Source organism: Halalkalibacter kiskunsagensis (genome assembly GCF_037027555.1).
Lineage (GTDB): Bacteria > Bacillota > Bacilli > Bacillales > Bacillaceae_D > Halalkalibacter > Halalkalibacter kiskunsagensis.
Window position 1 is genome coordinate 24,391 of the sequence record NZ_JAXBLX010000033.1, and the last position, 24,319, is coordinate 48,709.

General features: G+C 39.7%; 24 protein-coding genes, 1 rRNA gene and 1 riboswitch. Of the genes, 3 read left to right on the forward strand and 22 right to left on the reverse strand.

What is annotated here, in order from left to right:
- Positions 1 to 91: 91 nt before the first annotated feature.
- Both SLH51_RS17450 and SLH51_RS17455 read right to left on the reverse strand, forming a co-directional pair.
- Positions 92 to 412, reverse strand: a complete 321-nt coding sequence (locus SLH51_RS17450) for a YbjQ family protein (RefSeq protein WP_335962702.1) — start codon at positions 410 to 412, stop codon at positions 92 to 94.
- 44 nt (positions 413 to 456) lie between these two features.
- A complete protein-coding gene (locus SLH51_RS17455; protein ID WP_335962703.1) occupies positions 457 to 1,398 on the reverse strand; it encodes an alpha/beta hydrolase in 942 nt (313 codons plus the stop codon).
- 304 nt (positions 1,399 to 1,702) lie between these two features.
- Between SLH51_RS17455 and SLH51_RS17460 the strand changes: the two genes are divergently transcribed.
- On the forward strand, positions 1,703 to 2,929 hold the full coding sequence (locus tag SLH51_RS17460; protein WP_335962704.1) for a PucR family transcriptional regulator: 1,227 nt from the start codon (positions 1,703 to 1,705) through the stop codon (positions 2,927 to 2,929).
- Positions 2,930 to 3,013: 84 nt separating this feature from the next.
- Here SLH51_RS17460 and ade read toward each other — a convergent pair whose 3' ends face one another.
- The 4 genes from ade to SLH51_RS17480 all read right to left on the reverse strand — a co-directional run bounded on the left by ade (position 3,014) and on the right by SLH51_RS17480 (position 8,154).
- Positions 3,014 to 4,747, reverse strand: a complete 1,734-nt coding sequence (gene ade, locus SLH51_RS17465; RefSeq protein ID WP_390183758.1) for an adenine deaminase — start codon at positions 4,745 to 4,747, stop codon at positions 3,014 to 3,016.
- A gap of 162 nt (positions 4,748 to 4,909) precedes the next feature.
- Positions 4,910 to 5,224, reverse strand: coding sequence for a YerC/YecD family TrpR-related protein (locus SLH51_RS17470; protein ID WP_335962706.1), 315 nt, complete (start codon positions 5,222 to 5,224; stop codon positions 4,910 to 4,912).
- 76 nt (positions 5,225 to 5,300) lie between these two features.
- Positions 5,301 to 6,356, reverse strand: a complete 1,056-nt coding sequence (locus SLH51_RS17475; protein ID WP_335962707.1) for a DUF3048 domain-containing protein — start codon at positions 6,354 to 6,356, stop codon at positions 5,301 to 5,303.
- Positions 6,357 to 6,414: 58 nt separating this feature from the next.
- Positions 6,415 to 8,154, reverse strand: coding sequence for an adenine deaminase C-terminal domain-containing protein (locus SLH51_RS17480; protein WP_335962708.1), 1,740 nt, complete (start codon positions 8,152 to 8,154; stop codon positions 6,415 to 6,417).
- A gap of 133 nt (positions 8,155 to 8,287) precedes the next feature.
- Between SLH51_RS17480 and SLH51_RS17485 the strand changes: the two genes are divergently transcribed.
- Positions 8,288 to 8,563 carry a YgaP family membrane protein gene (locus SLH51_RS17485; RefSeq protein ID WP_335962709.1) on the forward strand — a complete coding sequence of 92 codons (276 nt, stop codon included), beginning with the start codon at positions 8,288 to 8,290 and terminating at the stop codon, positions 8,561 to 8,563.
- 129 nt (positions 8,564 to 8,692) lie between these two features.
- On the forward strand, positions 8,693 to 8,803 hold the full coding sequence (locus SLH51_RS17490; protein ID WP_335962710.1) for an EYxxD motif small membrane protein: 111 nt from the start codon (positions 8,693 to 8,695) through the stop codon (positions 8,801 to 8,803).
- On the opposite strand, the gene purD is transcribed toward SLH51_RS17490, so the two are convergent.
- From purD to rrf, 16 genes are all read right to left on the reverse strand, one after another.
- Positions 8,778 to 10,049: a phosphoribosylamine--glycine ligase gene (gene purD / locus SLH51_RS17495; protein ID WP_335962711.1), complete on the reverse strand. Its 1,272-nt coding sequence runs from the start codon at positions 10,047 to 10,049 to the stop codon at positions 8,778 to 8,780. The two genes, SLH51_RS17490 and purD, sit on opposite strands and share 26 nt — an antisense overlap.
- 20 nt (positions 10,050 to 10,069) lie before the next feature.
- The gene (gene purH / locus SLH51_RS17500) at positions 10,070 to 11,605 is read right to left on the reverse strand and encodes a bifunctional phosphoribosylaminoimidazolecarboxamide formyltransferase/IMP cyclohydrolase (protein ID WP_335962712.1); all 1,536 of its coding nucleotides are present in this window, start codon (positions 11,603 to 11,605) and stop codon (positions 10,070 to 10,072) included.
- Positions 11,605 to 12,192: a phosphoribosylglycinamide formyltransferase gene (gene purN / locus SLH51_RS17505; RefSeq protein ID WP_335962713.1), complete on the reverse strand. Its 588-nt coding sequence runs from the start codon at positions 12,190 to 12,192 to the stop codon at positions 11,605 to 11,607. The genes purH and purN overlap by 1 nt, the downstream gene beginning before the upstream one ends.
- A complete protein-coding gene (gene purM / locus SLH51_RS17510; protein ID WP_335962714.1) occupies positions 12,192 to 13,226 on the reverse strand; it encodes a phosphoribosylformylglycinamidine cyclo-ligase in 1,035 nt (344 codons plus the stop codon). The genes purN and purM overlap by 1 nt, the downstream gene beginning before the upstream one ends.
- 19 nt (positions 13,227 to 13,245) lie before the next feature.
- A complete protein-coding gene (purF, locus tag SLH51_RS17515) occupies positions 13,246 to 14,658 on the reverse strand; it encodes an amidophosphoribosyltransferase (protein WP_335962715.1) in 1,413 nt (470 codons plus the stop codon).
- A complete protein-coding gene (gene purL / locus SLH51_RS17520) occupies positions 14,634 to 16,859 on the reverse strand; it encodes a phosphoribosylformylglycinamidine synthase subunit PurL (protein WP_335962716.1) in 2,226 nt (741 codons plus the stop codon). The genes purF and purL overlap by 25 nt, the downstream gene beginning before the upstream one ends.
- On the reverse strand, positions 16,843 to 17,526 hold the full coding sequence (gene purQ / locus SLH51_RS17525) for a phosphoribosylformylglycinamidine synthase subunit PurQ (protein WP_335962717.1): 684 nt from the start codon (positions 17,524 to 17,526) through the stop codon (positions 16,843 to 16,845). Before purQ ends, purL begins: the two co-directional genes overlap by 17 nt.
- Positions 17,523 to 17,774, reverse strand: a complete 252-nt coding sequence (purS, locus tag SLH51_RS17530; protein ID WP_335962718.1) for a phosphoribosylformylglycinamidine synthase subunit PurS — start codon at positions 17,772 to 17,774, stop codon at positions 17,523 to 17,525. Before purS ends, purQ begins: the two co-directional genes overlap by 4 nt.
- Positions 17,762 to 18,484, reverse strand: coding sequence for a phosphoribosylaminoimidazolesuccinocarboxamide synthase (purC, locus tag SLH51_RS17535; protein ID WP_335962719.1), 723 nt, complete (start codon positions 18,482 to 18,484; stop codon positions 17,762 to 17,764). Before purC ends, purS begins: the two co-directional genes overlap by 13 nt.
- 69 nt (positions 18,485 to 18,553) lie before the next feature.
- The gene (gene purB, locus SLH51_RS17540) at positions 18,554 to 19,852 is read right to left on the reverse strand and encodes an adenylosuccinate lyase (protein ID WP_335962720.1); all 1,299 of its coding nucleotides are present in this window, start codon (positions 19,850 to 19,852) and stop codon (positions 18,554 to 18,556) included.
- Between the two features lie 85 nt (positions 19,853 to 19,937).
- Positions 19,938 to 21,071, reverse strand: a complete 1,134-nt coding sequence (gene purK / locus SLH51_RS17545) for a 5-(carboxyamino)imidazole ribonucleotide synthase (RefSeq protein ID WP_335962722.1) — start codon at positions 21,069 to 21,071, stop codon at positions 19,938 to 19,940.
- Positions 21,068 to 21,553, reverse strand: coding sequence for a 5-(carboxyamino)imidazole ribonucleotide mutase (purE, locus tag SLH51_RS17550; protein ID WP_335962723.1), 486 nt, complete (start codon positions 21,551 to 21,553; stop codon positions 21,068 to 21,070). Before purE ends, purK begins: the two co-directional genes overlap by 4 nt.
- A 150-nt stretch (positions 21,554 to 21,703) precedes the next feature.
- A riboswitch (purine riboswitch) is annotated at positions 21,704 to 21,805 on the reverse strand.
- Positions 21,806 to 21,882: 77 nt separating this feature from the next.
- On the reverse strand, positions 21,883 to 22,092 hold the full coding sequence (locus SLH51_RS17555) for an NETI motif-containing protein (protein ID WP_390183759.1): 210 nt from the start codon (positions 22,090 to 22,092) through the stop codon (positions 21,883 to 21,885).
- 79 nt (positions 22,093 to 22,171) lie between these two features.
- Complete coding sequence (locus tag SLH51_RS17560) at positions 22,172 to 22,732, reverse strand: isoprenylcysteine carboxyl methyltransferase family protein (RefSeq protein ID WP_335962724.1); 561 nt, start codon at positions 22,730 to 22,732, stop codon at positions 22,172 to 22,174.
- Entirely contained in the window at positions 22,732 to 23,829 is a 1,098-nt protein-coding gene (locus tag SLH51_RS17565; protein ID WP_335962725.1) for a type III polyketide synthase, read from the reverse strand. Before SLH51_RS17565 ends, SLH51_RS17560 begins: the two co-directional genes overlap by 1 nt.
- A 413-nt stretch (positions 23,830 to 24,242) precedes the next feature.
- A 5S ribosomal RNA gene (gene rrf / locus SLH51_RS24645) occupies positions 24,243 to 24,319 on the reverse strand; the annotation flags it as partial.

Sequence of the window (24,319 nt, forward strand, 5' to 3'; positions counted from 1 at the left end):
TCGATTAAATAAGACATAATTCTACATTTCCAAAAAGAAATGTCTCAAAAAGTCGTTTACTTTTGACTTTTTGAGACATCCTTATAACATGTTAATACTTCTCAATCACCACTGCTGTCCCATACGCAATAATCTCCGCTGCGTTTGCCATCACCGTCGATGTTTGCATTCTCATCCCGATGATCGCATTGGCTCCTTGCTCTTCTGCCTCTTGAACCATTCGGTCGATTGCCAAATTGCGTGCTTCTGTCATCATCTCGGTGTATCCTTTTATTTCACCACCAACAATCCCTTTTAAACCTGCCGTAATATCACGACCAATATGTTTTGTCTGAATCGTACTGCCTTTTACATACCCTTTTACTTCTGAAATGTCATAGCCTGAAACCTGTTCAGTTGTCACAATCAACATGTTTTATTTTCCTCCAGTATTGATAAAATTTTTTACTTCGATATTTAAACATGACGGTTTAGCCATTTTTTTAAAACTTCAAGAAAAGCTGGCGAGAGTGGTTTTTCTCCGATATTTTTGTACGCCTTTTTTATTTGTAAGATTTGAGCATCGTCTGCTTGATCACGTAGCATGTGATTCATTCCAACAATGATGCGGGTTTCTGTATCCACATTTGTATAACTCGTAATCTCATGCACCTTCTCGGGAGTCGCTTGGACATCCTTAGATCCCGTTACAGCTAAAATTGGACATGTCACTTGAGATAGTCCGCTAAGCACATTGTATTGATAGTGTTCACGAAACCATTTTGCTGGAATTTTTGCTCCTTGATAACGAATCACATCTTTTTTTGAGGAACGCACTTTTTCATCAAATTTAACGCCTTGTTTTTCTGCTTTTTTTGCCACTTTCAATAAGCTCAAGAGCATTCCTTTTACACCCCTTTGCTCCTGCAAAGAACGAACCACTAGTCCTCGCTGATACCCAAGCGCCTCTTCAAGCGTTTGCCCAGCTCCTGCAATTAATACAAGACCGGCTAAATCCTCTCCTTTTTCAATTTCTGGTGCTAGCAAGCATCCTTCACTATGACCTAATAGAAAAATCTTATTTCGATCAACAATAGGCTGTTGTTTCAAATAATGAATCGCTGCCTTGGCATCATGAACAAGATCCCAGAACCCCGTTTTTCCAAACACCCCTTCGCTTTTTCCTATCCCCCGTTTATCATAACGTAATGTAATAAAACCTTGATCGGTTAAAAAAGCGGCAAGCTTATCATATAAATGAAAAAGTTGGCCTTTTCCCTTGCCATTCCCGTTGCGATCAATTGGCCCTGACCCGGCAACAAGTAAAATAGCAGGTAATGCAATTGGCGACGTTTCTGGATACGTTAATGTCCCGAAAATCTGATTACTCTTTCCAAATTGAACTTCTTTTTCAGTCATTTCAATCGCCTCCTCTTTTGATGCAGGATAACATCGTTATCTACTTTGCTACTTACTTTACTGAATCGATCTTCATGATGGTCGTGGACAAAAAAGGAGAAAACATTTATCTAAATTGGCTTAGTTAACTTTACTTCGTATCAGGTATCAATATCCCTTTTTATGAACAGATTTTTTCAAATCTTTTCGTTATTCTTTAACTACAAATGGTTTTCCCTAACCGATCTATTTCATTCGGTTCTGTTTGCAATTTCTATGCTATAGTAACACTACCATTACATTCAAAAAAGGCAGGAGATATGTTATGGATTCGAATAAATTTGACCGAGTATTTAATTCTCTCGAAGAATTTGTTGATACAATTAGTGAAGTTCTAAGCTGTCCTGTCACTCTTGAGGATGCTAACCATCAATTACTAGCATACAGCTCTCATGATGATGAAACGGACGCAGCGAGAGTTTCAACAATCATAGGCAGAAGGGTACCAGAGAAAGTAATTAATCGCTTTTGGAAAGAAGGAGTCATTCCCGCTCTTAATCAAAATGATGATCCGATTGAAATTAATAGCATTACAGATATTGGCCTTAGAAACCGGGTTGCGATCTCCATTCGAAAAAACCAAGAGGTTCTTGGGTACATTTGGGTGATCGAAGTTGATATGAAGCTTTCAGATCAAGATAAACAATTGTTAAAAATTGCTGCCGCAAAAGCAAAAAACCTTTTGCTTCAATTAAATCTCCAAAAAAAGCGTCGTGAAAAAAGCCATCAAGAATTATTATGGCAAATCATAACTGGTGACACGACAACTCATGAACAAATAGTATCTCTTCTTAAAAAAGTCGGAGTCCTTTCTCCAAAACCCCTTGGTTTTATGGTATTACGTTTTAATGAAATGTCCGATATTCTTTACAGGAATGTTATGTATATTGTCAAAACAACAAATAAGATAAGCCTATTGATCGATACAATAGACGAGAATCAACTTATCTGTTTAATTAGCCCCATACATGACAAAACCAACCAATCAGAGCTACTTGACTTTATGGAGATTGTACAGCTACAAATGAAGGAACGATTTGGCTTGGAGGATATGTTTATTGGGTGTGGTTATTTATACGACGATTATTCAAAATTGATGCAAAGCTATCTAGAGGCCAAAAAAGTTGTTCAATTAAAAGGAAATCGCCCAACAGATATTAAACAAGCTTATTTTTACCATCAACTAGGTGTATTCCGTCACCTTGATGTATTGCATAATCACAAAAAAAATCTAGTGATCAATCCTGCTCTATCCCAGTTACAGTCGTACGATAAACAGCATGCTACTTCCCTTTATCAGACACTAGAAGTGGTCTTAAATAAAGATGCTAATATGAACGAAGCTGCCAAAGAGTTGCATATTCACGTTAACACACTTAGTTACCGATTAAAAAGGATTCACGAAATAACAACGATTCAACTAAAAGACCCTATTCAGCGAATTGGTCTTTATTTAGACGTTAAACTTCAATCTTACAAAAGCGACAATTAAAACGCTGGGGGCAGTCTAAAAAATTGACTGACCCCCAGTGAGATAGCCCTATCAAACCTTATGGAAATATGGCACCGTCGTGTATCAATCATGAGCTACAGCATCAATATGTGCAAAACGCACGACGTCAAATAAACCTGTATCCGTCAACTTTAAAGAAGGTATAACAGGCAAAGCCAAGAAAGATAACGTTAAAAATGGGTTCCATTCTTCGTCAAAACCAATTTCTCTGAGTGCTGCTTCTAACTTTTGTAATGATTCATTTACTTCCTCAAATGGCTTTAATGACATTAAACCAGCTAAAGGAAGCGGCAATACTGCTAGGAGCTCTTGTCCCCTTACAACTGCAATTCCACCTTCTTGGTTTTCAACTTGTTCGATAGCATATTTAATGCTACTGTCGTTTGTTCCACAAGCGACAATGTTGTGTGAATCATGAGCAACTGTTGCAACAATCGCTCCATCTTTAATTGGAATCCCCTTTACAATTCCAACTCCTACATGGCCAAGTTTATGGTGCCTTTCTGCGACAACTAATTTTAGCTGATTGTTCAGAACAGATGGTATAAAGACGCCATTTTCCACATTTACCTCTTCAATTAAATGGTCTGTCACAATGGAACCAGGCGTTACTCCAATTACATGTGCTTTAGATGATGTCAGCTTTAGCTCTAGGCTTTCTGTCTCAATTGGCTCCAAGTGAACACTATTTAATAGATACGGTGGCGGGTTAATCGCTTCCCGAACCGGTTGCGTCATTTTACCGTTCTTTGCAACACATTCCCCTTTTATATAAACAGCTTCAATTTCAAGTTTGTCTAAATCACTAATTAATAGAAAGCTTGCTTCATATCCAGGTGCGATGGCGCCTTTTTCTACGAGACCAAAACATTCAGCAGCATTTAAGCTAGCCATCTGAATTGCTTGAAGTGGATCAACACCTAGTTGAATTGCCTTTCTAACACTTGCATCAATTGATCCTTCATTGACAAGGTCATCTAGATGTTTATCGTCTGTTGCAAACACACAGCGCCTTGCATTTTGTGGTGTTAAAATAGGTAACAAAGCTTCTACATCTTTAGCAGCTGTTCCCTCACGCATTAACACATACATTCCACGTCGCAAGCGAGCAAGTGCTTCTTCTGCTGTTACAGCCTCATGATCATTCTCTATTCCAGCAACTCGATAAGCATTTAACCCCACTTCATTTAATCCAGCAGCATGTCCGTCAATTTTTTTCCCACGCTTCCAAGCCGCTTCAAGCTTCGAGATCATCTTCTCTTCACCGGAAAATACAGCTGGATAATCCATGACTTCAGCCAATCCATATGCTTTGTGTTGATCAAATAGACACTCAATATCTTCAGCCGTTAACTGGGCACCATTATGTTCGAATTCTGTTGCCGGGACACAGGATGGCACCATAATTTTAATATCTAGTGGGAGGTTTTTCGCTGCTTCGATCATGTACGTAACTGCTTCAATTCCACCAACATTCGCAATCTCATGTGGATCTGCCATTACAGTTGTTACCCCCCTGGGAACAACAATTTTTGTGAATTCCTCTGGGGGCACCATTGCTGATTCAATATGAACATGTCCATCAATAAAGGTAGGTGCAATATATGCTCCCATAGCATCTATCACAGTCTGTCCTTCGTATTCTCCAATGCCAACAATTATGCCATCAGTGACAGCAACATCGGCCTTATATGTGGTTAACGTAAAGACATCAATAATTGTTGCGTTTTTGACAACCATCTCTGCTTTTTCTCTTCTTGTCGCAGCAGCAATCCTCGTTTGTAATGTTTGTCTCATCTTCATACACCTCGCTATTTAATGATATTTCATCTATTGTAGTACGAAATCTACTCAAATACACATACTCAGCAAGATTTTCTAACAAACACTGAGATTTAAGCTTTCCTTGCTATGTCAACCATACAAAAAAATCGCAGGAACTCCTGCGATTCTCTTTTCTTATTCCTCTATTTGTTGTACTTCTTCTTCTTTTACACGCTCTAACGTCATCTTATAACCATCATTGCCATAATTTAAACAACGTTTCACACGTGAGATCGTCGCTGTACTTGCACCTGTTTCTGTTTCAATTTTATGATACGTATATCCATTCTGGAGCATTCTAGCGACTTCTAACCGCTGCGCTAATGATTGTATTTCATTAATCGTGCATAGATCGTCAAAGAATTCGTAGCACTCTTCAAGATCTTTAAGAGAAAGAATTGCTTTAAATAATTGATCAAGTTCTTTTCCGCGAAGTTTATCAATTTGCATTAACATTCACACCTTTCATTAAAAGCTTTTTTAGTGATTTTAAAAAACAGCACAACGACTGTACATTCATAAAAGCTTACTCAACGCTTTCTTTCTGCGCCAAATGCGTTACACTCTCATTTAAACCTGGAGATGTCGGAACAACATTTACCCATGTTTGTCCAGGCTTTAACGGCACTACCTGTCCATCTTTAACTGGAACAATTTTTCCATTTTGATTTTCCCAGCGAATTTCATTAGCAATTCCACTTTGGAAAAGAATTGCTTTTCCGCCAGAGGTTAAATCAATGGCACGCCGACCTTTATCATCTAACACGGTATGTTCCGTTTCAATAATAAGTAAATTAGCTAATTGAATCGGTAAGCCTGTCTCGTGATCGATCGTTTGTTGATCACCATTAAAGCGCTCATATAAACCGACTTCTTCAACATATCGATACGTAACACGGTTAAGGTCGTAATAATTGATTTCAACTTCTTTCCCACTTGGTCCTGCTACGTAAATATCTTCACTTTCATAAAAAGCAAGATTAGGAATTTCTCCAGTGAGCTCATATCCCTTTGCCTCTAATCCTTCTAACATATGATCAGAGGTGATATAGGAATTATGAGGTGCTTTTCTTTCGGTTGATCGTTGAAAAAGGGTTCCATCATAAAACAATCCATTTAGAAAATCAGCTTCGCCACTTTCTAAAAGTCGTTGGGCCTCTGGACTCCAACCATGTGTGACAAACATCCCATTATATCCGTTCACTAACTCAATATGATAAGGGCGAGCACTTCTGATTGGACCTACTCGTTCTGGAAGTTGACTATGAAACATTGCCACTAAGCGAGTCACTTCAAACTCAGACAAAATTTCAAACACGATGTCAGCATCTCCTAGACCTGATTGCGGCCTCGCAGCTGGATGGTTATTTATTGAAACACCAATTACTCTGCGATCAACTGGCTCTTGTGCCTTTAGTCCATTTAAAGGATATGTATAGAAAGGAGGCGCTTCCGCCTCATCTTCCACGATGCTTTCTTCTATTTGGTCTTCCACTTCAGGTTCTATAACTTGGTTATTATTACATGCCCCGACAACGAACAGCGCTGCTAAAAAAAGGGGGAAACTCATTTTTTTTGACATGTGTTACACGACCTTTTATAAATTAACTCACTACAGTAAAAAAGGATTCTTTTATAGTTTAACGCATAATCGCAGGAAAGAGTACAGTTTTCTTTTTTACATCATAGATTCCTCTTTGCGTTACACGAATATACGGAAGATGAGTCGATGAGAAAAAGAGTAAACTATAAATTGGATCTTCAAATTTGTAACCACGCTCACGTAGTTGATCAACAAACCTCTTCTCTTCTTTCATTACATCTTCCATTGATTGAGTCGATAACACCCCAAGCAATTCCAATTTGATGTTCCCAATTACTTCTCCTGATTCGACTAGTGTCATGCCACCGCCTTGTTCTTTTAAAGCGGTAAATGCTGTGACCATATCAGGTACACTTTTTCCAATTAAAATGATGTCTCCTGTATTAGAAAACGAACTTGCAAAACCAGATACATGAGTCGCAAAACCTTTAATCATCGTAGAAATATGCCATTTACCGTTTTTATCGATCATCACAAAAAAGCTTTCATCATGGTCAGTACTTAAACTTTTTTCTGTACTTTCAATCGGAATTTGATACGGTTTTAAAATAACAGAGTTAATCATCTCTATTCCCATAGCCATCGAAAAATGAAGATCATCTTCCGTTAGATCCCAATCAATCTTAAAAGGTTTTATCCCATACTCCCCCCAAGGAAATTCACCAAATTGGTTGATTTCCTCACCATCTCGAACAATCCATTTGCCTTTTGCAATCACTGAACTAGGAAGGGGGTTATTTACATCGTCAAGAATGTTCAGATGAGCAATTCGTCCAGGTGCAATCATTCCAAGTTTATGGTCAAGACTGTAATATTTCGCAACATTGTAACTAGCCATTGCATATGCATCAATTGGATCTAGTCCACTTTCTAACGCAATTTTAATCAACTGATCCATGACTCCATTTTCATAAAATGATGGCGGTGACCCGTCTGTCGTCATTAAACACCTTTCAAAATAATCGACTCCTAATTCTTGCATTTCTTTTAATAATTTAGGTAAATCTGGTCGTATCGAGGAATGCCGTAGCGATGTTGTATATCCTAAGTCAAGACGTCTTACAGCCTCTTCTCCTGTCATAGCCTCATGATCACATGTCACTCCAAGAAGTGCCATTTGTGCTAATGTGCGCTCTGATGCACCAGGTAAGTGTCCTTCGATTGGTTTACGTAACCTAGTTGTTTCTTGCATCAAGTGAAGGGTTGAATCATCCCCTGCTAATACTTTCGGCCATGAAGTTAATTCTCCTCCCTGAACAACAAGAGGATGTTCTAACCATTCTTTCATTTTCGAGTTCGATAAAGGTTCTTCATCACGAAGCTCTGTTTGCGCATCATAACGAGACCACCAGTACATAGAAGCAGGTAATTCATCTAGCGTCTCAATCAAAGTAAGCGCTTTCTTTTTTTCGAGATGCAAAAAGAACATTAAATTATCATTGATAAGTGTTGTTGTCCCTCGCCCTGACGCATACTTCGCAAAGCTATGGGGATTATAAAGTTGAAACGGGTGAGCGTGGTGCTCAATATAACCTGGTACAACAAATTTGTTTTTACAATCAATAATTTCTGTATCAGTTAACACTGCGGGCATTTCTTTTCCTACGTAAACGATGCGATCCTCAGCTATCCATATATTTGCTGTCAGCCATTTTCGGCGGGCAAAATTTAAGTAATTGGCATTTCGGAGGACAAGAGAAGGAGCTTTTTCTCCTTTTACTACAGCAACTTGCTGTCGCAATCGTTGTTTTGTCCAACGGTAAAGTCTCTCAGTCAATTGTCATCACCCATTTCATCAGTTCCTATTTTTCTAATCGTACCACAAAATTTGTTAGATGACTCATTACTATGTCAAATCTTTTCACAATATTTATTGGAAGATTGACAAACTTGTGAAAGGTGGATCATTTATGAAACCAAACATTGGACGCATTGATGCGTTATGCCGAATTTCAATGGGGTTTACAGTACTCGCATGGTCTACTGCCAAGCTTGTTCGAAAACCAAGCAACAATATACCATTATTTGCAGCAATGATGGGTGGGTTGAAAGTGGCAGAAGGTATTACACGTTTTTGTCCTCTTGTTTATATGGCAGAGCATAAAATGGTAGCCATGCAAGAACACGCTTCTCATGAACAAAGATGTCCTCATGATGAACATCAACAGAGTCACGTCGTCAACTAATCATAAACAATGGCATATTTTTTATGACTATTTCGAAACGTGATTTTTTCCACAGGTAAAAACCGTATAAGATCGCTACGACCTTATACGGTTTTTGATTTATTTATTTATTTATTGGAGGTGATACCTATGTTCAACATCCAAGAATACGCTACAGACACTCTTTTTGTTTACATTATGATCATCGGAAGTATCGTTGCGCTTATTTATTTATTCATGAAGAAGAAACGCGCGAAATAGCTTTATTGGCAATATCTCTACGGTAGAACAGACCATCGGTGCTAACCTTGCTTACTTGTTCATAAACTCGCTTTTGCGCATTTAGCAAGGAAGCTTTTTTCGATGCAAGGAGTAACACACGTCCACCGTTTGTCTTCCATTCCCCGTCTTCTTTCTTCGTACCCGCATGAAAAACGAGAACATCTTCAGTTAGTTGGTCAAGCCCCTTTATCACTGTTCCTTTTTCATAAGTACCAGGGTATCCTTCACTTGCTAAAACAATTCCGACTACTTCTTCCTCTGACCACTCTAGCTCTGGTACCTTGCCGTCAAGTAACGTAGTAAAAACTGTAACAAGGTCGGAATTCAATCGTGGAAGAACGACTTGCGTCTCAGGATCACCAAAGCGTGTATTGAATTCAATCACCTTTGGTCCTGCTGAAGTCATCATTAAACCAGCATAAAGGATTCCAGTAAATGGAGTACCTTCCTTAATTAACGCATCAGCTGTTGGTTGTAACACCTTTTCTACAGCTTCTTCTACATCTTCACTTGAAAACTGAGGAACTGGTGAATAAGCACCCATGCCACCTGTATTTGGACCTTGATCTCCATCTAAGGCTCTTTTGTGATCTTGAGCACCAACCATTGGAATTACTTTATCATGATGAACGAAGGCCATCAACGAAAGCTCTTCTCCTTCTAAATATTCCTCAATTACCACTTGCTCACTAGCTGCACCGAAAGCTTGGTCGTTTAACATAGCAGAAAGCGCATTGATCGCTTCATCTTCTGTCATTGCAACGACAACGCCTTTACCAGCAGCTAAACCATCTGCTTTAATAACAATTGGAGCACCTTGCTCTTTCACATAGGCAACTGCCTTATCATAATCTGTAAATGTTTCATAGCTACCTGTTGGAATGTCGTACTTTTTCATTATTGATTTTGCAAAGGATTTACTTCCCTCAAGCAGGGCGGCTTCTCTTTTTGGTCCAAAAATGCGCAACCCCTCATCTTGAAAGCGATCCACTACGCCTTGGAGTAGCGGTACCTCAGGACCAACAATCGTTAGACCTATTTCCTGTTTTTTCGCAAAAGCAATGAGTTCGTCAAAATTGTTTTCCTCGATTTTGATCGGTGTTGCAACATCTGACATGCCAGCATTTCCTGGTGCAACAAATACTTCTGTTACTTGATCACTTTGCGCAACCTTCCATGCAATGGCATGTTCACGACCGCCACTACCAATAATCAGAACGTTCATCGGTCCCTCTCCTTTATCAATTAATGTTTAAAATGTCTAACTCCTGTCATCACCATAGCTATACCGTATTTATTCGCCATTTCAATTGATTCCTCATCCCGAATCGAACCTCCTGGTTGGATAATAGCCGTAATACCAGCTTTTCCAGCTAGTTCAACTGTATCACCCATTGGGAAAAAGGCATCTGAACCCATTACCGCACCTTCAATTCGCTCACTTGCCTGATTGATGGCAATGTCAGCAGATCCTACACGGTTCATTTGCCCTGCTCCAACTCCAACGGTCATTTGGCCATTTGTTAAGACGATTGCATTCGATTTCACATGCTTTACAACTTTCCAAGCAAGCTTCAATGCTTCCCACTCTGCATCTGTTGGCTTTCGATCAGTTGGAATTGAAAGCGTCGCATCATCTAGACCAAAATGATCTTCATCTTGGACAAGTAGTCCACCATGAATCGATGTAAGCATCGCTTCTGGTTGATCTTGCTTGTTCGTAGGAACCGTTAATAGACGTAAATTTTTCTTAGTAGTTAACACATCTAGTGCTTCTTTTGTAAACGAAGGAGCGATAATGATCTCAAGGAAGACCTCTTTCATTTTTAAAGCAGTCGCTTCGTCAATTTCACGGTTTGCTGCAACAATTCCACCGAAAATCGATACAGAATCAGCTTCATATGCACGTCCGTATGCTTCTTCTATCGTTTCCCCTGTTCCAACTCCGCATGGGTTCATATGTTTAACTGCTACAACAGCCGGCTCCGTAAATTCTTTTACAATCGCAAGAGCGGCATCTGCATCGTGAATATTGTTATATGAAAGCTCTTTTCCATGTAATTGGATTGCGCTAGCAATTGAACTTTCATCCGCTAATGGCTTTTTGTAGAATGTTGCTTTTTGGTGAGGATTCTCTCCATAACGTAACCCTTGCTTACGTTCATAAGTTACCGTGAACGTTTCTGGTTCTGCTTCCCCTACAGCCTCGGTTAAATATTCAGCAATAAGTGCATCATAAGCAGCTGTATGTCTGAATACCTTTGCAGCTAGGCGTTGTTTCGTTTCCAATGTTACATCACCTTTTGAAAACTCATCAATAACCGTTTGATAGTCTGTTGGATCTACGACAACCGTTACATGTTGATGATTCTTTGCCGCTGCACGAAGCATACTAGGGCCGCCAATATCAATGTTTTCAATTGCATCAGCAAATGTACAATCAGGCTTAGCAATTGTTTCTTTAAACGGATAAAGATTCACAACAACAAGATCAATCGGTGAAATATTGTGATCAGCAAGTTGCTTTTGATGTTCTTCGCGTTCTCTCATTGCAAGCAATCCACTATGAATATTAGGGTGGAGTGTTTTCACTCGTCCGTCTAAAATTTCTGGGAAGCCTGTCACCTCAGAAATACCAATAACTGGTACACCCGCTTCTTGAAGTGCTTTCTTTGTTCCACCAGTCGAAACAACTTCAAACCCTTGTTCAACAAGCGCTTGTACAAATTCTACTATTCCTTCTTTATTTGAGACGCTCACCAATGCTCTTCTTTTACTCATCACTTACCCAACCTCTCCATACAATGTTCTGTAATTATTGCTTGCAATGTTTCTGGATACAATTTATGTTCAACGGCTTGCACCTTTTGCTGCAATGAATCAACTGTATCATCCGCTTCAACTCTGACAGCCTCTTGAGCAATGATTTGTCCTGTATCCATTCCAGCATCCACATAATGAATTGTTACACCCGTTATTTTCACTTTTGCCTTAAACGCTTGTCCAATCGCATCAAGTCCTGGAAATGAAGGCAACAAGGAAGGATGAATGTTAACAATTCTTCCTTCGTACGCCTGTAACAATGTTGCTCCGATTAAGCGCATATATCCTGCTAATACAACAAAAGACACACCTTGACTGTTTAGTTCAGTAACAATTTCTTGTTCAAAATCAGCTTTTGTTTCATAAGACTTTGGATCAAATGTAAACATCGGAATGCCATGCTGCTTTGCTCTTGCAACTACTTTAGCTTTTGGATTATCTGTTACAATCAGTGCAACCTCAGCATGCAGGAGTTGCTTTTTTGAAGCTTGAATAATTGCTTCCGCATTCGTTCCACTCCCTGAGGCAAAAACAGCAATTTTCATTACTCAATGCCCCCAATTGTCACACCAGATCCCTTTTCAACTTTTCCAATAATATAAGCGGATTCGCCATTTGCTTCGAGTAAACGAAGAACTTCTACATGCTCCTCTTCCGGAACAACTACGACCATTCCAATTCCCATATTAAATGTTGAGAAAAGTTCTTTATCGGTTAACTCGCCGTACTTTTGTAACAATGAAAAGATTGGAGGAACCGGCCATGATCCGTTATTAATCCGAACGCTAACTCCTTCAGGTAACATACGCGGAATGTTCTCATAAAAGCCACCGCCAGTTATATGAGCCATACCATGAACTGTATGCTCACGCAAACAAGCAAGTAACGGTTTTACATAGATTTTTGTTGGAGTCAAAAGCTCCTCACCAAGCGTCTTTCCTAGTTCTTCCACTTGTTGATCTAAGCTAAATGAATGATCATGTAATAAAATTTTTCGCACTAATGAAAAGCCATTGCTATGAAGACCACTTGATGTAAGACCAATTACGACATCTCCAGACTTTATTGACTCCCCATTAATCAAATTCTTTTTCTCCACAGCACCTACCGAAAAGCCAGCTAAATCATATTCATCTTCACTGTACATACCAGGCATTTCAGCTGTCTCTCCACCAACAAGAGCACACCCTGCTTGCTCGCAACCATCAGCTACACCTTTAACAATGGCTTCTAAACGTTCAGGGACAGCTTTGCCACAGGCAATGTAATCAAGGAAATAAAGAGGTTCTGCACCCTGTACAACAATATCATTAACACACATCGCAACTGCATCAATCCCAATCGTATCATGACGGTCTAGCATAAAGGCAAGCATAAGCTTTGTTCCTACTCCGTCAGTTCCTGAAACAAGTACCGGCTCTTTTAATTGCAAAGTAGATAGATCAAACATTCCTCCAAAGCCACCAAGTGACCCCATCACCCCAGAACGTTTTGTTCTATTTACATGACTCTTCATTCGCTCGACTGCTTCATAACCCGCTTCAAGACTGACTCCTGCTTTTTTATAAGCTTCTGACATTCTTCTTGCTCCCTTCCCTCTAAACCTTTGCGTATGGATGTAATGTATCTGGATAAATTTCAGTCGGATATTCTCCTGTAAAGCATGCTAAGCACTGACCACAATTTGATGTTTCATCAGAACGTCCAATCCCTGTTTTCAAACCTTCTACGGATAAAAACGCTAATGAATCTGCTCCCATCATCTCACGCATTTCTTCGATTGAATGATTCGCAGCAATTAATTCACCTGAATTGGATGTATCGATTCCGTAGAAGCAAGGATTTTTGATCGGAGGTGAACTGATTCGAACATGTACCTCTTTTGCCCCAGCTTCACGCAACATATTAACGATTCGTCTGCTCGTTGTTCCACGTACGATCGAATCATCGATCATGACAACACGTTTGCCTTCTACAACCCCTCGTACTGCTGAGAGCTTCATTTTCACACCTTGTTCCCGTAATTCTTGAGAAGGCTGAATAAAAGTCCGACCAACATAACGATTTTTAATCATTCCTAGCTCATAAGGAATTCCAGTTTGTTCAGCATAGCCAATTGCTGCTGAAATACTAGAATCTGGTACACCTGTTACAACATCAGCTTCTATAGGTGATTCAATCGCCAACTGCTTCCCTAAATTCTTTCTTGATGTATGAACATTAATTTCATCAACGTTGCTATCAGGTCGTGCGAAATATACATACTCCATGCTACAGATTGCTCTTGTTGCTGAACCAGAAAATCTTGTTGAACGTAAGCCATTATCATCAATAATAACAAGCTCTCCAGGTTCAACTTCACGCTCATATGTTGCCCCGATTAAATCAAACGCACATGTCTCAGATGCCACAACATAAGCATCACCTAGTTTACCGATTGATAGTGGGCGCAAGCCATTTGGATCTAGTGCAACCATAAGTTGTTTTTCATTTAACACAGCAAGAGCATAAGCACCTTTTAGCATTTCTAGTGCATTTCTTAGCTGTCCTTCAAGCGTATTATACCCACTACGTTTTATTAAATGGGCAACCACCTCTGTATCAGATGTTGATTGAAAGATACTTCCTTGGCTTTCAAGTTGATGCTTCATACTATTTGCATTTACTAAGTTGCCGTTATGAGCGATCGCTAAGCTGCCCATTTGCGAACGGAAGAGAAGGGGTTGCACGTTGGCAAATCCCCCACCACCAGCTGTTGCATAACGAACGTGACCAATTGCGGCATGTCCACTTATTTGTTCAAAATCGTCAGGACTAAAAACATCATTAACAAGCCCTAACCCTTTATGAACCTTTAGCTGTTCTCCGTCTGTTACAACAATCCCAGCACCCTCTTGGCCGCGGTGCTGCAAGCTATGAAGACCGTAATAAGTAAGATGTGCCGCATCTTTATGACCCCATATAGCAAACACACCACATTCTTCATTTAAGCCTTTGATTTCAGCAAACATGGAATGGCTCCTTTCCAAGCCGTTACAATCTCATCCTGTGTTGTTTTAAGGATGACACCTTGTTCATTATTTTTAATCTCAAGAGATTTTGAGTCCGTAACTTCCCCAATTCGAGTCGCAGAAACTAATTGCTCAAACTTCTCTGCTTTTTCACTAGGAACCGTAACGATAAAACGAGTTTGTGACTCAGCAAATAAAGCTGCCGTTGTTTCACCAGATAATGTTACCGTCGCTCCTACTTCACCAGATGTCATAGATTCAGCTAGCGCAACAGCTACTCCACCTTCTGCAACATCATGAGCCGATGCTACAAGACCCGAACGAATCGCTGTTAAAAGTTGCTTCTGAAGTCGTTTCTCTAACTCTAAATCAAGCACAGGTGATTTCCCTGAAATATCGCCTTCTATCAGCTTTTGCAATTCACTTCCACCAAACTCAGGCTTTGTTTCTCCAACAAGATAGATCACATCACCTGCTTGTTTGAAGTTTTGAGTCGTAATGTGGTCGATGTCTTCAATAAGACCAACCATTCCGATAACTGGCGTTGGGTAAATAGCTACTCCCGCTGATTCATTATAAAGCGATACGTTTCCACCTATTACTGGTGTCTCAAGAACACGGCAAGCCTCACTCATTCCGTCTGTTGACTTCTCAAGCTGCCAGAAGATTTCAGGCTTATCTGGACTTCCGTAGTTTAAACCGTCCGTTAATCCAAGTGGCACACCACCAGAACAAACAATGTTACGCGCTGCTTCAGCAACCGCAATTTGACCGCCCACTTCAGGATCAAGATATAAATAGCGTGAGTTACAATCTGTTGTCATCGCTAACGCCTTTCTCGTGCCGCGAATACGAACTACGGCTGCATCTGAACCTGGCTCAACAACTGTGTTTGTTTGAACCATGTAATCGTATTGATCATAAACCCATTCCTTACTTGCAATTGTAGGCTGAGCTAACAAGTTAAGTAGAGTTTCTTTATAATTTTCAACAGCTGGTGTCTTTTCTTCTAGCTGTTGGAACTTTTCATAGTAAGCCGGAACACTTGATGGCTTATGGTAAACTGGTGCTTCTTCTGCTAGTGCATCAACTGGAAGATCTGCAACAACCTCCCCTTTATGAAGAAGACGAAGGCGCTTGTCATCCGTTACATGTCCAACTTCAGCAGACAGCAATCCCCAGCGATCAAAGATTTCTTTAATTTCTTGCTCGCGACCTTTTTTCACAACGATTAACATACGCTCTTGAGATTCAGAAAGCATCATCTCATAAGGCGTCATTCCTTGCTCGCGTTGCGGAACTAGGTCTAAATTCATTTCAATCCCAGATCCCGCTTTACTTGCCATCTCCGCAGATGAAGACGTAAGTCCTGCTGCACCCATATCTTGAATTCCAACAAGAGCATCATTTTGAATTAATTCCAAACAAGCTTCAAGCAAAAGTTTCTCCATAAAAGGATCTCCGACTTGAACCGCTGGGCGCTTCTCATCTGAATCTTCACCAAGCTCTTCAGAAGCAAATGTTGCCCCGTGGATACCGTCACGACCCGTGCTAGCACCAACATACATGACTGTGTTGCCAACACCTTTGGCTTGTCCTTTTTGAATATCTTTATGATCAATTAATCCAACACACATTGCATTTACTAATGGATTTCCTTCGTAGCAAGGGTCAAATTGAATTTCCCCACCTACTGTTGGAACACCCATGCAGTTTCCATAGCCAGCTATACCTGCTACGACTTCTTCAAATAAATAACGCACACGTGGGGATGTTAACTCACCAAAGCGTAGTGAATTAAGTAACGAAATTGGACGAGCTCCCATTGAGAACACATCACGAAGGATCCCACCAACACCTGTTGCAGCACCTTGATAAGGCTCAATAGCGGAAGGGTGGTTATGACTTTCCACTTTAAACACAACTGCTTGTTCATCGCCGATATCAATGATTCCTGCTCCTTCTCCTGGACCTTGCAGGACGCGTTCTCCTTCTGTAGGAAACTTTTTCAATAGAACTTTTGAATTTTTATAGCTACAATGTTCTGACCACATAACTGAGAAAAGACCTGTTTCTGTCCAGTTCGGAGTTCGACCAATGATCTCCTCAACCATTGCAAATTCTTCATCTGTTAAACCCATTTCGCGGTAAAGTTTCTCTTCTTTCACTCGCTCAGCTGTTGGTTCAAGAAGTAGTGACATGAGATTCCCTCCAATTTCGTACGATCGATTGAAATAAACGTAAGCCATCCTCGCTACCTAGTAATGATTCTACAGCGCGTTCAGGGTGTGGCATCATTCCTAATACATTTCCACGTTCATTTGTTATACCAGCGATATTTGCTTTAGAGCCATTGATGGCTTGCGCATAACGGAACGCAACTTGATTGTTTGCTTCTAGCGCTTGTAATGTTTGTTCGTCACATTCATAGTTTCCTTCACCGTGTGCAACGGGAATGGAAATAACTTCACCTTTTTGATAGCCTGTCGTAAACAAGGTTTCATTGTTTTCTACTTTCAGATCAGTCAGACGACAAATGAATTTCAAGCCGTCGTTCCGCTTCATCGCACCAGGAAGCAACCCTAATTCAAGAAGCATTTGAAATCCATTACAAACTCCAAGAACTGGCTTGCCTTCTTCTGCAAATTGTTTTACTGCATCCATAATTGGAGAGAAGCAAGCAATCGCACCAGAGCGAAGGTAGTCACCATAAGAAAATCCACCTGGCAATAGAACTCCATCGAATCCTTCTAACGATGTTTCATCATGACGAACGTACTCAACTTTTTCTCCTAATGCATCCTGAATCGCAAAAAACATATCTGAGTCACAGTTTGAACCAGGAAAGACAATTACCGCGAATTTCATGAAGGAACAACCTCCTCGATTTCATAACGATAATCCTCAATGACCGTATTAGCTAATAATTTTGAACACATCTCATCAATACGCCCTTCAACATCATCCGTATTTTTTAATGTAAGTTCCATATATTTTCCGATACGAACTTCTTCTACTTCTTTATAATCCATTGTGTGAAGAGCACGTTTCACTTGTCCTCCTTGTGGATCTAATACACTTTCTCGTAACGTAATGTAAACTTTTACTTTGTACATGATGCGCCTCCTAAGCGTGATAAGATTTCTTGATATCCTTCTTGTAAACTTCCTAAATTTCTTCTAAATAAATCTTTATCGAACCGTTGATTGGTTTCTTTATCCCACAGGCGACAAGTATCCGGTGAAATTTCATCTGCAAGAAGAATGTCCCCTGAACTTGTACGTCCAAATTCCAATTTAAAATCAATTAAGCGAACGTTCATATTGTCAAATAAATTAATTAAATGTTTGTTTACATCTAATGCTTTTTCTTTTAACACGGTTAAATCAGAGCTTGATGCTACTTTCAGAATGGCAATATGGTCTTCCGTTACAAGAGGATCTCCTAACGCATCATCTTTATAGTAGAACTCCACAATCGGCTCTGCAAGTGCTGTCCCTTCTTCAATTCCAAGACGCTTTGCCATACTACCTGCGACCACATTACGAACGACCACTTCTAAAGGGATAATTCCCACTTTTTTAACAAGCTGTTCTGTTTCAGATAGCCGTTTGACGAAGTGACTATCCACTCCATTTTCTTGCAAGTAAGAAAATATCAGCGACGTAATCTCATTATTCAAACGTGCTTTTCCCGTTAGTGTTTCTTTTTTCTCTCCATTAAATGCAGTAGCATCATCCTTATAACTAACCCAAAGCTCTTCTTCATTTGCTGTTTGATATATTTGCTTTGCCTTGCCTTCGTATAGCAGAACGCCTTTTTCCATGATTAGACCTCCAAAGACTGAAATATTGGAATTTTTATGCTAAAGAGGGATCTCTCCCTCTTGCTTTGTTTATGCTTCGATTCCTACTCTTGAAAAAATCGTATCAACATGCTTTAGATGGTGCTCATAGTTGAAGCAGTCTTCGATTTCATCAGGTGTTAAAACACTCGTAATTCTCTCTTCAGCTTCAACTAATTCACGGAACTGAATTCCTTTTTCCCATGCTTCCATTGCCTTCGGCTGCACAAGATCGTAAGCCTCTTCACGTACCATTCCTTTATTAATTAACGAAAGAAGAACACGTTGAGAATAAATGAGACCATATGTGCGTGTCATGTTACGCTTCATATTTTCAGGGAATACCGTTAAGTTTTTAATAATGTTCCCAAAACGATTCAGCATATAATTTAACGCAATCGTTGCATCTGGAAGAATAATACGCTCAGCTGATGAATGGGAAATATCCCGTTCATGCCATAATGGAACATTCTCATACGCTGTCATCATATATCCACGAATCACTCGAGCTAAACCTGTCATATTCTCTGATCCAATTGGGTTACGTTTATGAGGCATTGCCGATGAACCTTTTTGCCCTTTCGCAAAGAATTCTTCTACTTCTCTCGTTTCACTCTTTTGTAAGCCTCGAACTTCAACAGCAAACTTCTCAATTGACGTAGCAATTAAAGCAAGTGCTGCTAAGTAATCAGCATGACGGTCACGTTGTAAGGTCTGAGTTGAGATTGGAGCTGCTTCAAGACCTAATTTCTCACAAACAAATGCTTCAATTGATGGATCAATATTCGCAAATGTACCAACAGCACCTGATAGTTTTCCTACACGTACTCCTTCAGCTGCTTGTTTAAAGCGCTCAAGATTACGTTTCATCTCTTCGTACCATAATGCTAATTTCAAACCAAACGTTGTTGGTTCAGCATGAACACCATGCGTACGCCCCATCATAACTGTGTACTTATGTTCCGCGGCTTTGTTCTTTAAGATTTCAATAAAACGTTCAATGTCAGCAAGTAAAATGTCATTCGCTTGTTTTAACAAGTAAGATAGAGCCGTGTCAACTACATCTGTTGACGTTAATCCATAATGAACCCATTTTCTTTCTTCGCCTAATGTTTCCGATACAGCACGTGTAAAAGCGACAACATCATGACGAGTTTCTAATTCAATTTCATTAATACGATTTATGTCAAAGCTTGCATTTTCACGGATCTTTACAACATCTTCCTTTGGAATATCTCCAAGTTCTGCCCAAGCTTCACAAGCGACGATTTCTACTTCTAACCATGCTTGAAATTTATTTTCCTCTGTCCATATAGCTCCCATTTCCGGGCGAGTATAACGTTCGATCATCTAAAACCAGCCTCCGACCTTTTCTATTTAGTAAATCTATTTAACAGCGCCTAAAAGGAAGAACTTACCTTTTTAGACAACCTCTTTATTTTAACACATTCCACTGTTGCAAGCCTGTGAGCTTGTTACAAGCCTCTTCAACTGTAAGAGCTGTTGCCGTCAAGTGGCCCATCTTTCTTTTCGCTTTCGCTTCCTTTTTCCCATAAAGGTGAAGCTTTACATTGCCTAAGTTCTCAGATGCAGCAAGAATATGATTCACTTCTTCGCCAAGAATATTTTCCATCACAACAGGTGACCATAATGTCGTTTGCCCTAATGGTAATCCACACACAGCTCTTATATGTTGTTCAAACTGTGATGTTTCACACGCCTCAATCGTATAATGACCTGAATTGTGTGGTCTCGGTGCTAGTTCATTGGCATATAATCTTCCATCCTCAAGCATGAAAAGTTCAACAGCTAACGTCCCGACGACATCTAAGCCGGTCACAATCTGAAGTGCTAGATCTTTAGCCTTTTCACAAACAGCTTCATCAATCCTTGCTGGAACGTGTGAACGAAACAGGATATTTTCTCGATGTTCATTTTCTGATACCGGGAAAACCGATGTTTGACCATTTCTAGATCTTGTGACAATAACCGATATTTCTAATGAAAAAGGAATCCAAGCTTCTAGTACACATTCTCCATTTTCGAGTAATTCGGTTGCAGCTTGTTTCAGTTGCTTGAGATCATGAACAACCGATTGGCCTTTGCCATCATAACCACCCCGACAGGTTTTTAACACAGCTGGAAAACCTAGTTTATCAGCTGCTTCATCTATATCTTTTACTGAATGAATGGCATGAAAAGGAGCAAGCGGAACCCCAAGTGATTGAATTGCTTCTTTTTCTTTTAAACGGTGTTGAGTAATGCCTAATACTTTCGCTCCTTGAGGAAAGTCTGCCTGTTCAGTAAGCCATTTGGCTGTATATTCATCGATATTTTCAAATTCATACGTGATAACATCTGAAACCTCAGCAAGTCGTTTCGCACCCTCACTATCATCATAAGCTGCTTCAATTACGATATCAGCAACTTGTCCACATGGAGAATCTTTTGTTGGCTCGAGTACGGCAATACGGTATCCCATTTGCTTTGCTGATATCGCCATCATTCGTCCTAGTTGTCCACCACCGATGATGCCTATCGTTGCGCCCGGCTTAACAACCCGACTCATAGTTCATCACTACTTTCTATAACGGCCTGCTTCGTTTTTTCTCTCCTTGCATGTAATCTGTCAGCAATATCTGCTTGTGATGTTCCAAGGATTTGTGCTGCAAGTAAGCCAGCATTAGTAGCTCCAGCTCTCCCGATCGCAACCGTTGCAACTGGGACTCCACCAGGCATTTGAACAATTGACAAAAGTGAATCCAGACCTTGTAACGCCTTTGATTGAACAGGAACACCAATGACCGGCAGTGTTGTTTTAGCTGCAACCATTCCAGGCAAATGCGCCGCACCACCTGCACCTGCAATAATAACTTTTATCCCTTGATCTCTCGCTTCTTCAGCATATTGAAACATCAAATCAGGCGTACGATGAGCAGAAACTACTTTCTTTTCGTACGGAATTTCTAACTCATCTAATACATCACATGCAGCTTTCATCGTTTCCCAATCTGACGTGCTTCCCATGATTACACCAATTTTAGGATTCATTGTCGCTCTCCTCCATTATTTATCACTATATAACTTGCTCATTTCTACATAAAAAAAAACGCAGAATCACTTCTTTATCTACTCACTTTGAGAGAAAGGAAGCCACTTCTGCGCTTTCATCGATACAGAAAACAATACAATACAATCTCTGTATCTATCACTTTCCCTCATAGTCCGACTATTTAAGGTAATCGGGTAGAAACTTATGGACCATATTTCCAAGATTATATGAGGTCTTATTTCGTTTTTCGTTCATCTTTATAGCTTTATCTTACAAGTTTCGACGGTGACTGTCAACAAAATGTCGAACGTTTTAAAATGTCAGACTTTTATTGTTCGCTTTCTATTAAAATACCCTCAAATATAATCTGTTGTCTGATTGGAACATATTCTTTTTTCAAATTCAACGTTTCTTCCTTAAAAATGGGTTTCTCCATTCTTTTCACAGGTTGATACCCTTCTGCTTTCATTCGTTTTAAACACTCTTCAATTGTTTCAGACTCCTGCACTTCAAATCGCTCTTTTCTTTTCTTGGCCAAAATTAGGTACCTCCATTATTCTTCTCTTATGCAGTAATGATAGCCTCCTATGTTATATCTGATCAAGGGTTTTCTTACATTAGTCTTCATATGTAGGAACAAACCGTCTCTTTTTTTTAAAGACTTCCTGGTAATTAGTCGCATCTTCAAGAGCCTGTTCCTCAACCTTTATTCGTATCGACAGAACTAATGCATTCAAAATTGTAAAAAGGATGGCAGTCCAATACGCTTGAAAAATTAAAGGGAGACAAGCCAATTCAGTCACGACTATGACATAGTTCGGATGACGAAGGTATCGATACGGTCCTTTGGCAACGACTTGCGCTCCAGGTAATATCATAATCCTAGTGTTCCAAAATCTTCCTAACGCAGTTAAAGCCCAAACACGACATATTTGCGCAAGAAGGAACAAAAATAATGGTGCAACAGCCCAAAAGACAAAACGACTGTCAACAACAGTAACTTCTATTAATAAGGAAACAAAGAAAAGAGCATGTAACGCAACGAGAAACTTATAATGACCTCTACCTGCCTCATAACCTCCCTGACGCTTTATCCATTCAGCATTCCGATTGGCAATCATCACCTCAACAATTCTTTGTAGAATCACAAGTGTGATAAAAATGTAAATAGCTAACATCAGTGCATCCCCTTCCATTGTAATAATACTAATTCCGAGCAAAAGCCCGGACCAAGAGCCGCCATTAAACCATAATCTCCTTGTACATGTTCTTGTAACATGAATTGTTCAAGAACATACAAAACAGTTGGCGAGGACATATTTCCGTGCCTCCTAAGAACTTCCCTCGATACATTCGTCATTTTTTCAGCTAACTCTAATGTCTCAATGTAAGCTTCTAAAACTTTCTTTCCGCCCGGGTGCGCTATAAATGAATTTATTTGTTCTATCCCTATATTGTTATCAACGAGAAATGACGCTACATTAGGTCCCAACCAATCTTTAATAATTGCTGGTATATCTCTTGAAAAGACGACATGCAATCCAGTATCTTTTACATCCCAACCCATCACATCTTCTGAATTTGGCATTAATGTCGATTGAGTTGAGACGATATTCGGTCGGATAGCTTTGTTTGATTTTAAAACCATTTCAGAGCCATCACCTACTACAAGTGCACACGCAACTCCATCTGCAAATAAAGACGTACCAACAAGATTGCTTTTGGAGTGGTCATCCTTTTGAAATGTCAAACTGCATAATTCCACACACACAACTAATACATTTTCTTCCGGAAATGCTTTGCAATACTCATACGCTCGACTTATTCCTGCAGCTCCTCCTGCACACCCTAAACCCCATAACGGTATTCTTTTTGTATGAGCAGAAAAAGGAAGTCTGTTCATAATACGAGCGTCTAAACTCGGCGTAGACATTCCTGAACTTGAAACTAGTATGATTGCATGAATATCCCCAACATCTATCTCTTCATTAACAAATACTGAATTGGTTAAACATTGTTTGATGACGTTTGTACAAAACGTTGTAGCTAGTTGAATATATAGATCATTTTTTTCCTGTAACGAATGATTTGATTGAAACCAATTTAAAGGGACTGCAAATTGCCGTTCATTAATCTGACCATTTGCAAATACTTTCAATAATCGTTCAATATCTTCAAAGCTGTCACTAAAAAGCTCTCTAGCAAATTCCGTCGTTGTATTTTGGTCCAATGTATGAGGTGGACTGTACGTACTAATAGAGACAATAGAAGGCATTCGTTGCACCTACCCTACTCAGTAATTTATTGTTAGGTTCACCAAATGTTAGCTAAACATGCATTAAAATGGTAACTACGTGCAAAGGCTTGGGGTTAAGTTGAATTTTCCTAAGTTCTATAGCTTGCATCGTTCACTTCTCGATGAAGTTAAGCTAACAAAAAATAAAAAAGCTGTCGTAGTGACAACTCCTGGCTGACCTTATTTATTTGATTTTTTCGAAGATATCTCTCATCCTTCTGCTCCAACTGATATCCAGTAATTTAATTGTGTATTTTGATCTTCTACTCCGAGTTTTGCAATGGATATAAACAATCGTTTCTTTTTGTTACTCAGTCATTTCATCAAAACCAATTTTAAAATTCCAAACATGCGCACAAAAAAAGACAATCCAATTGGATTGTCTTTTATCTGCCTGGCAACGTCCTACTCTCACAGGGGGAAGCCCCCAACTACCATCGGCGCAAAAGAGCTTAACGACCGTGTTCGG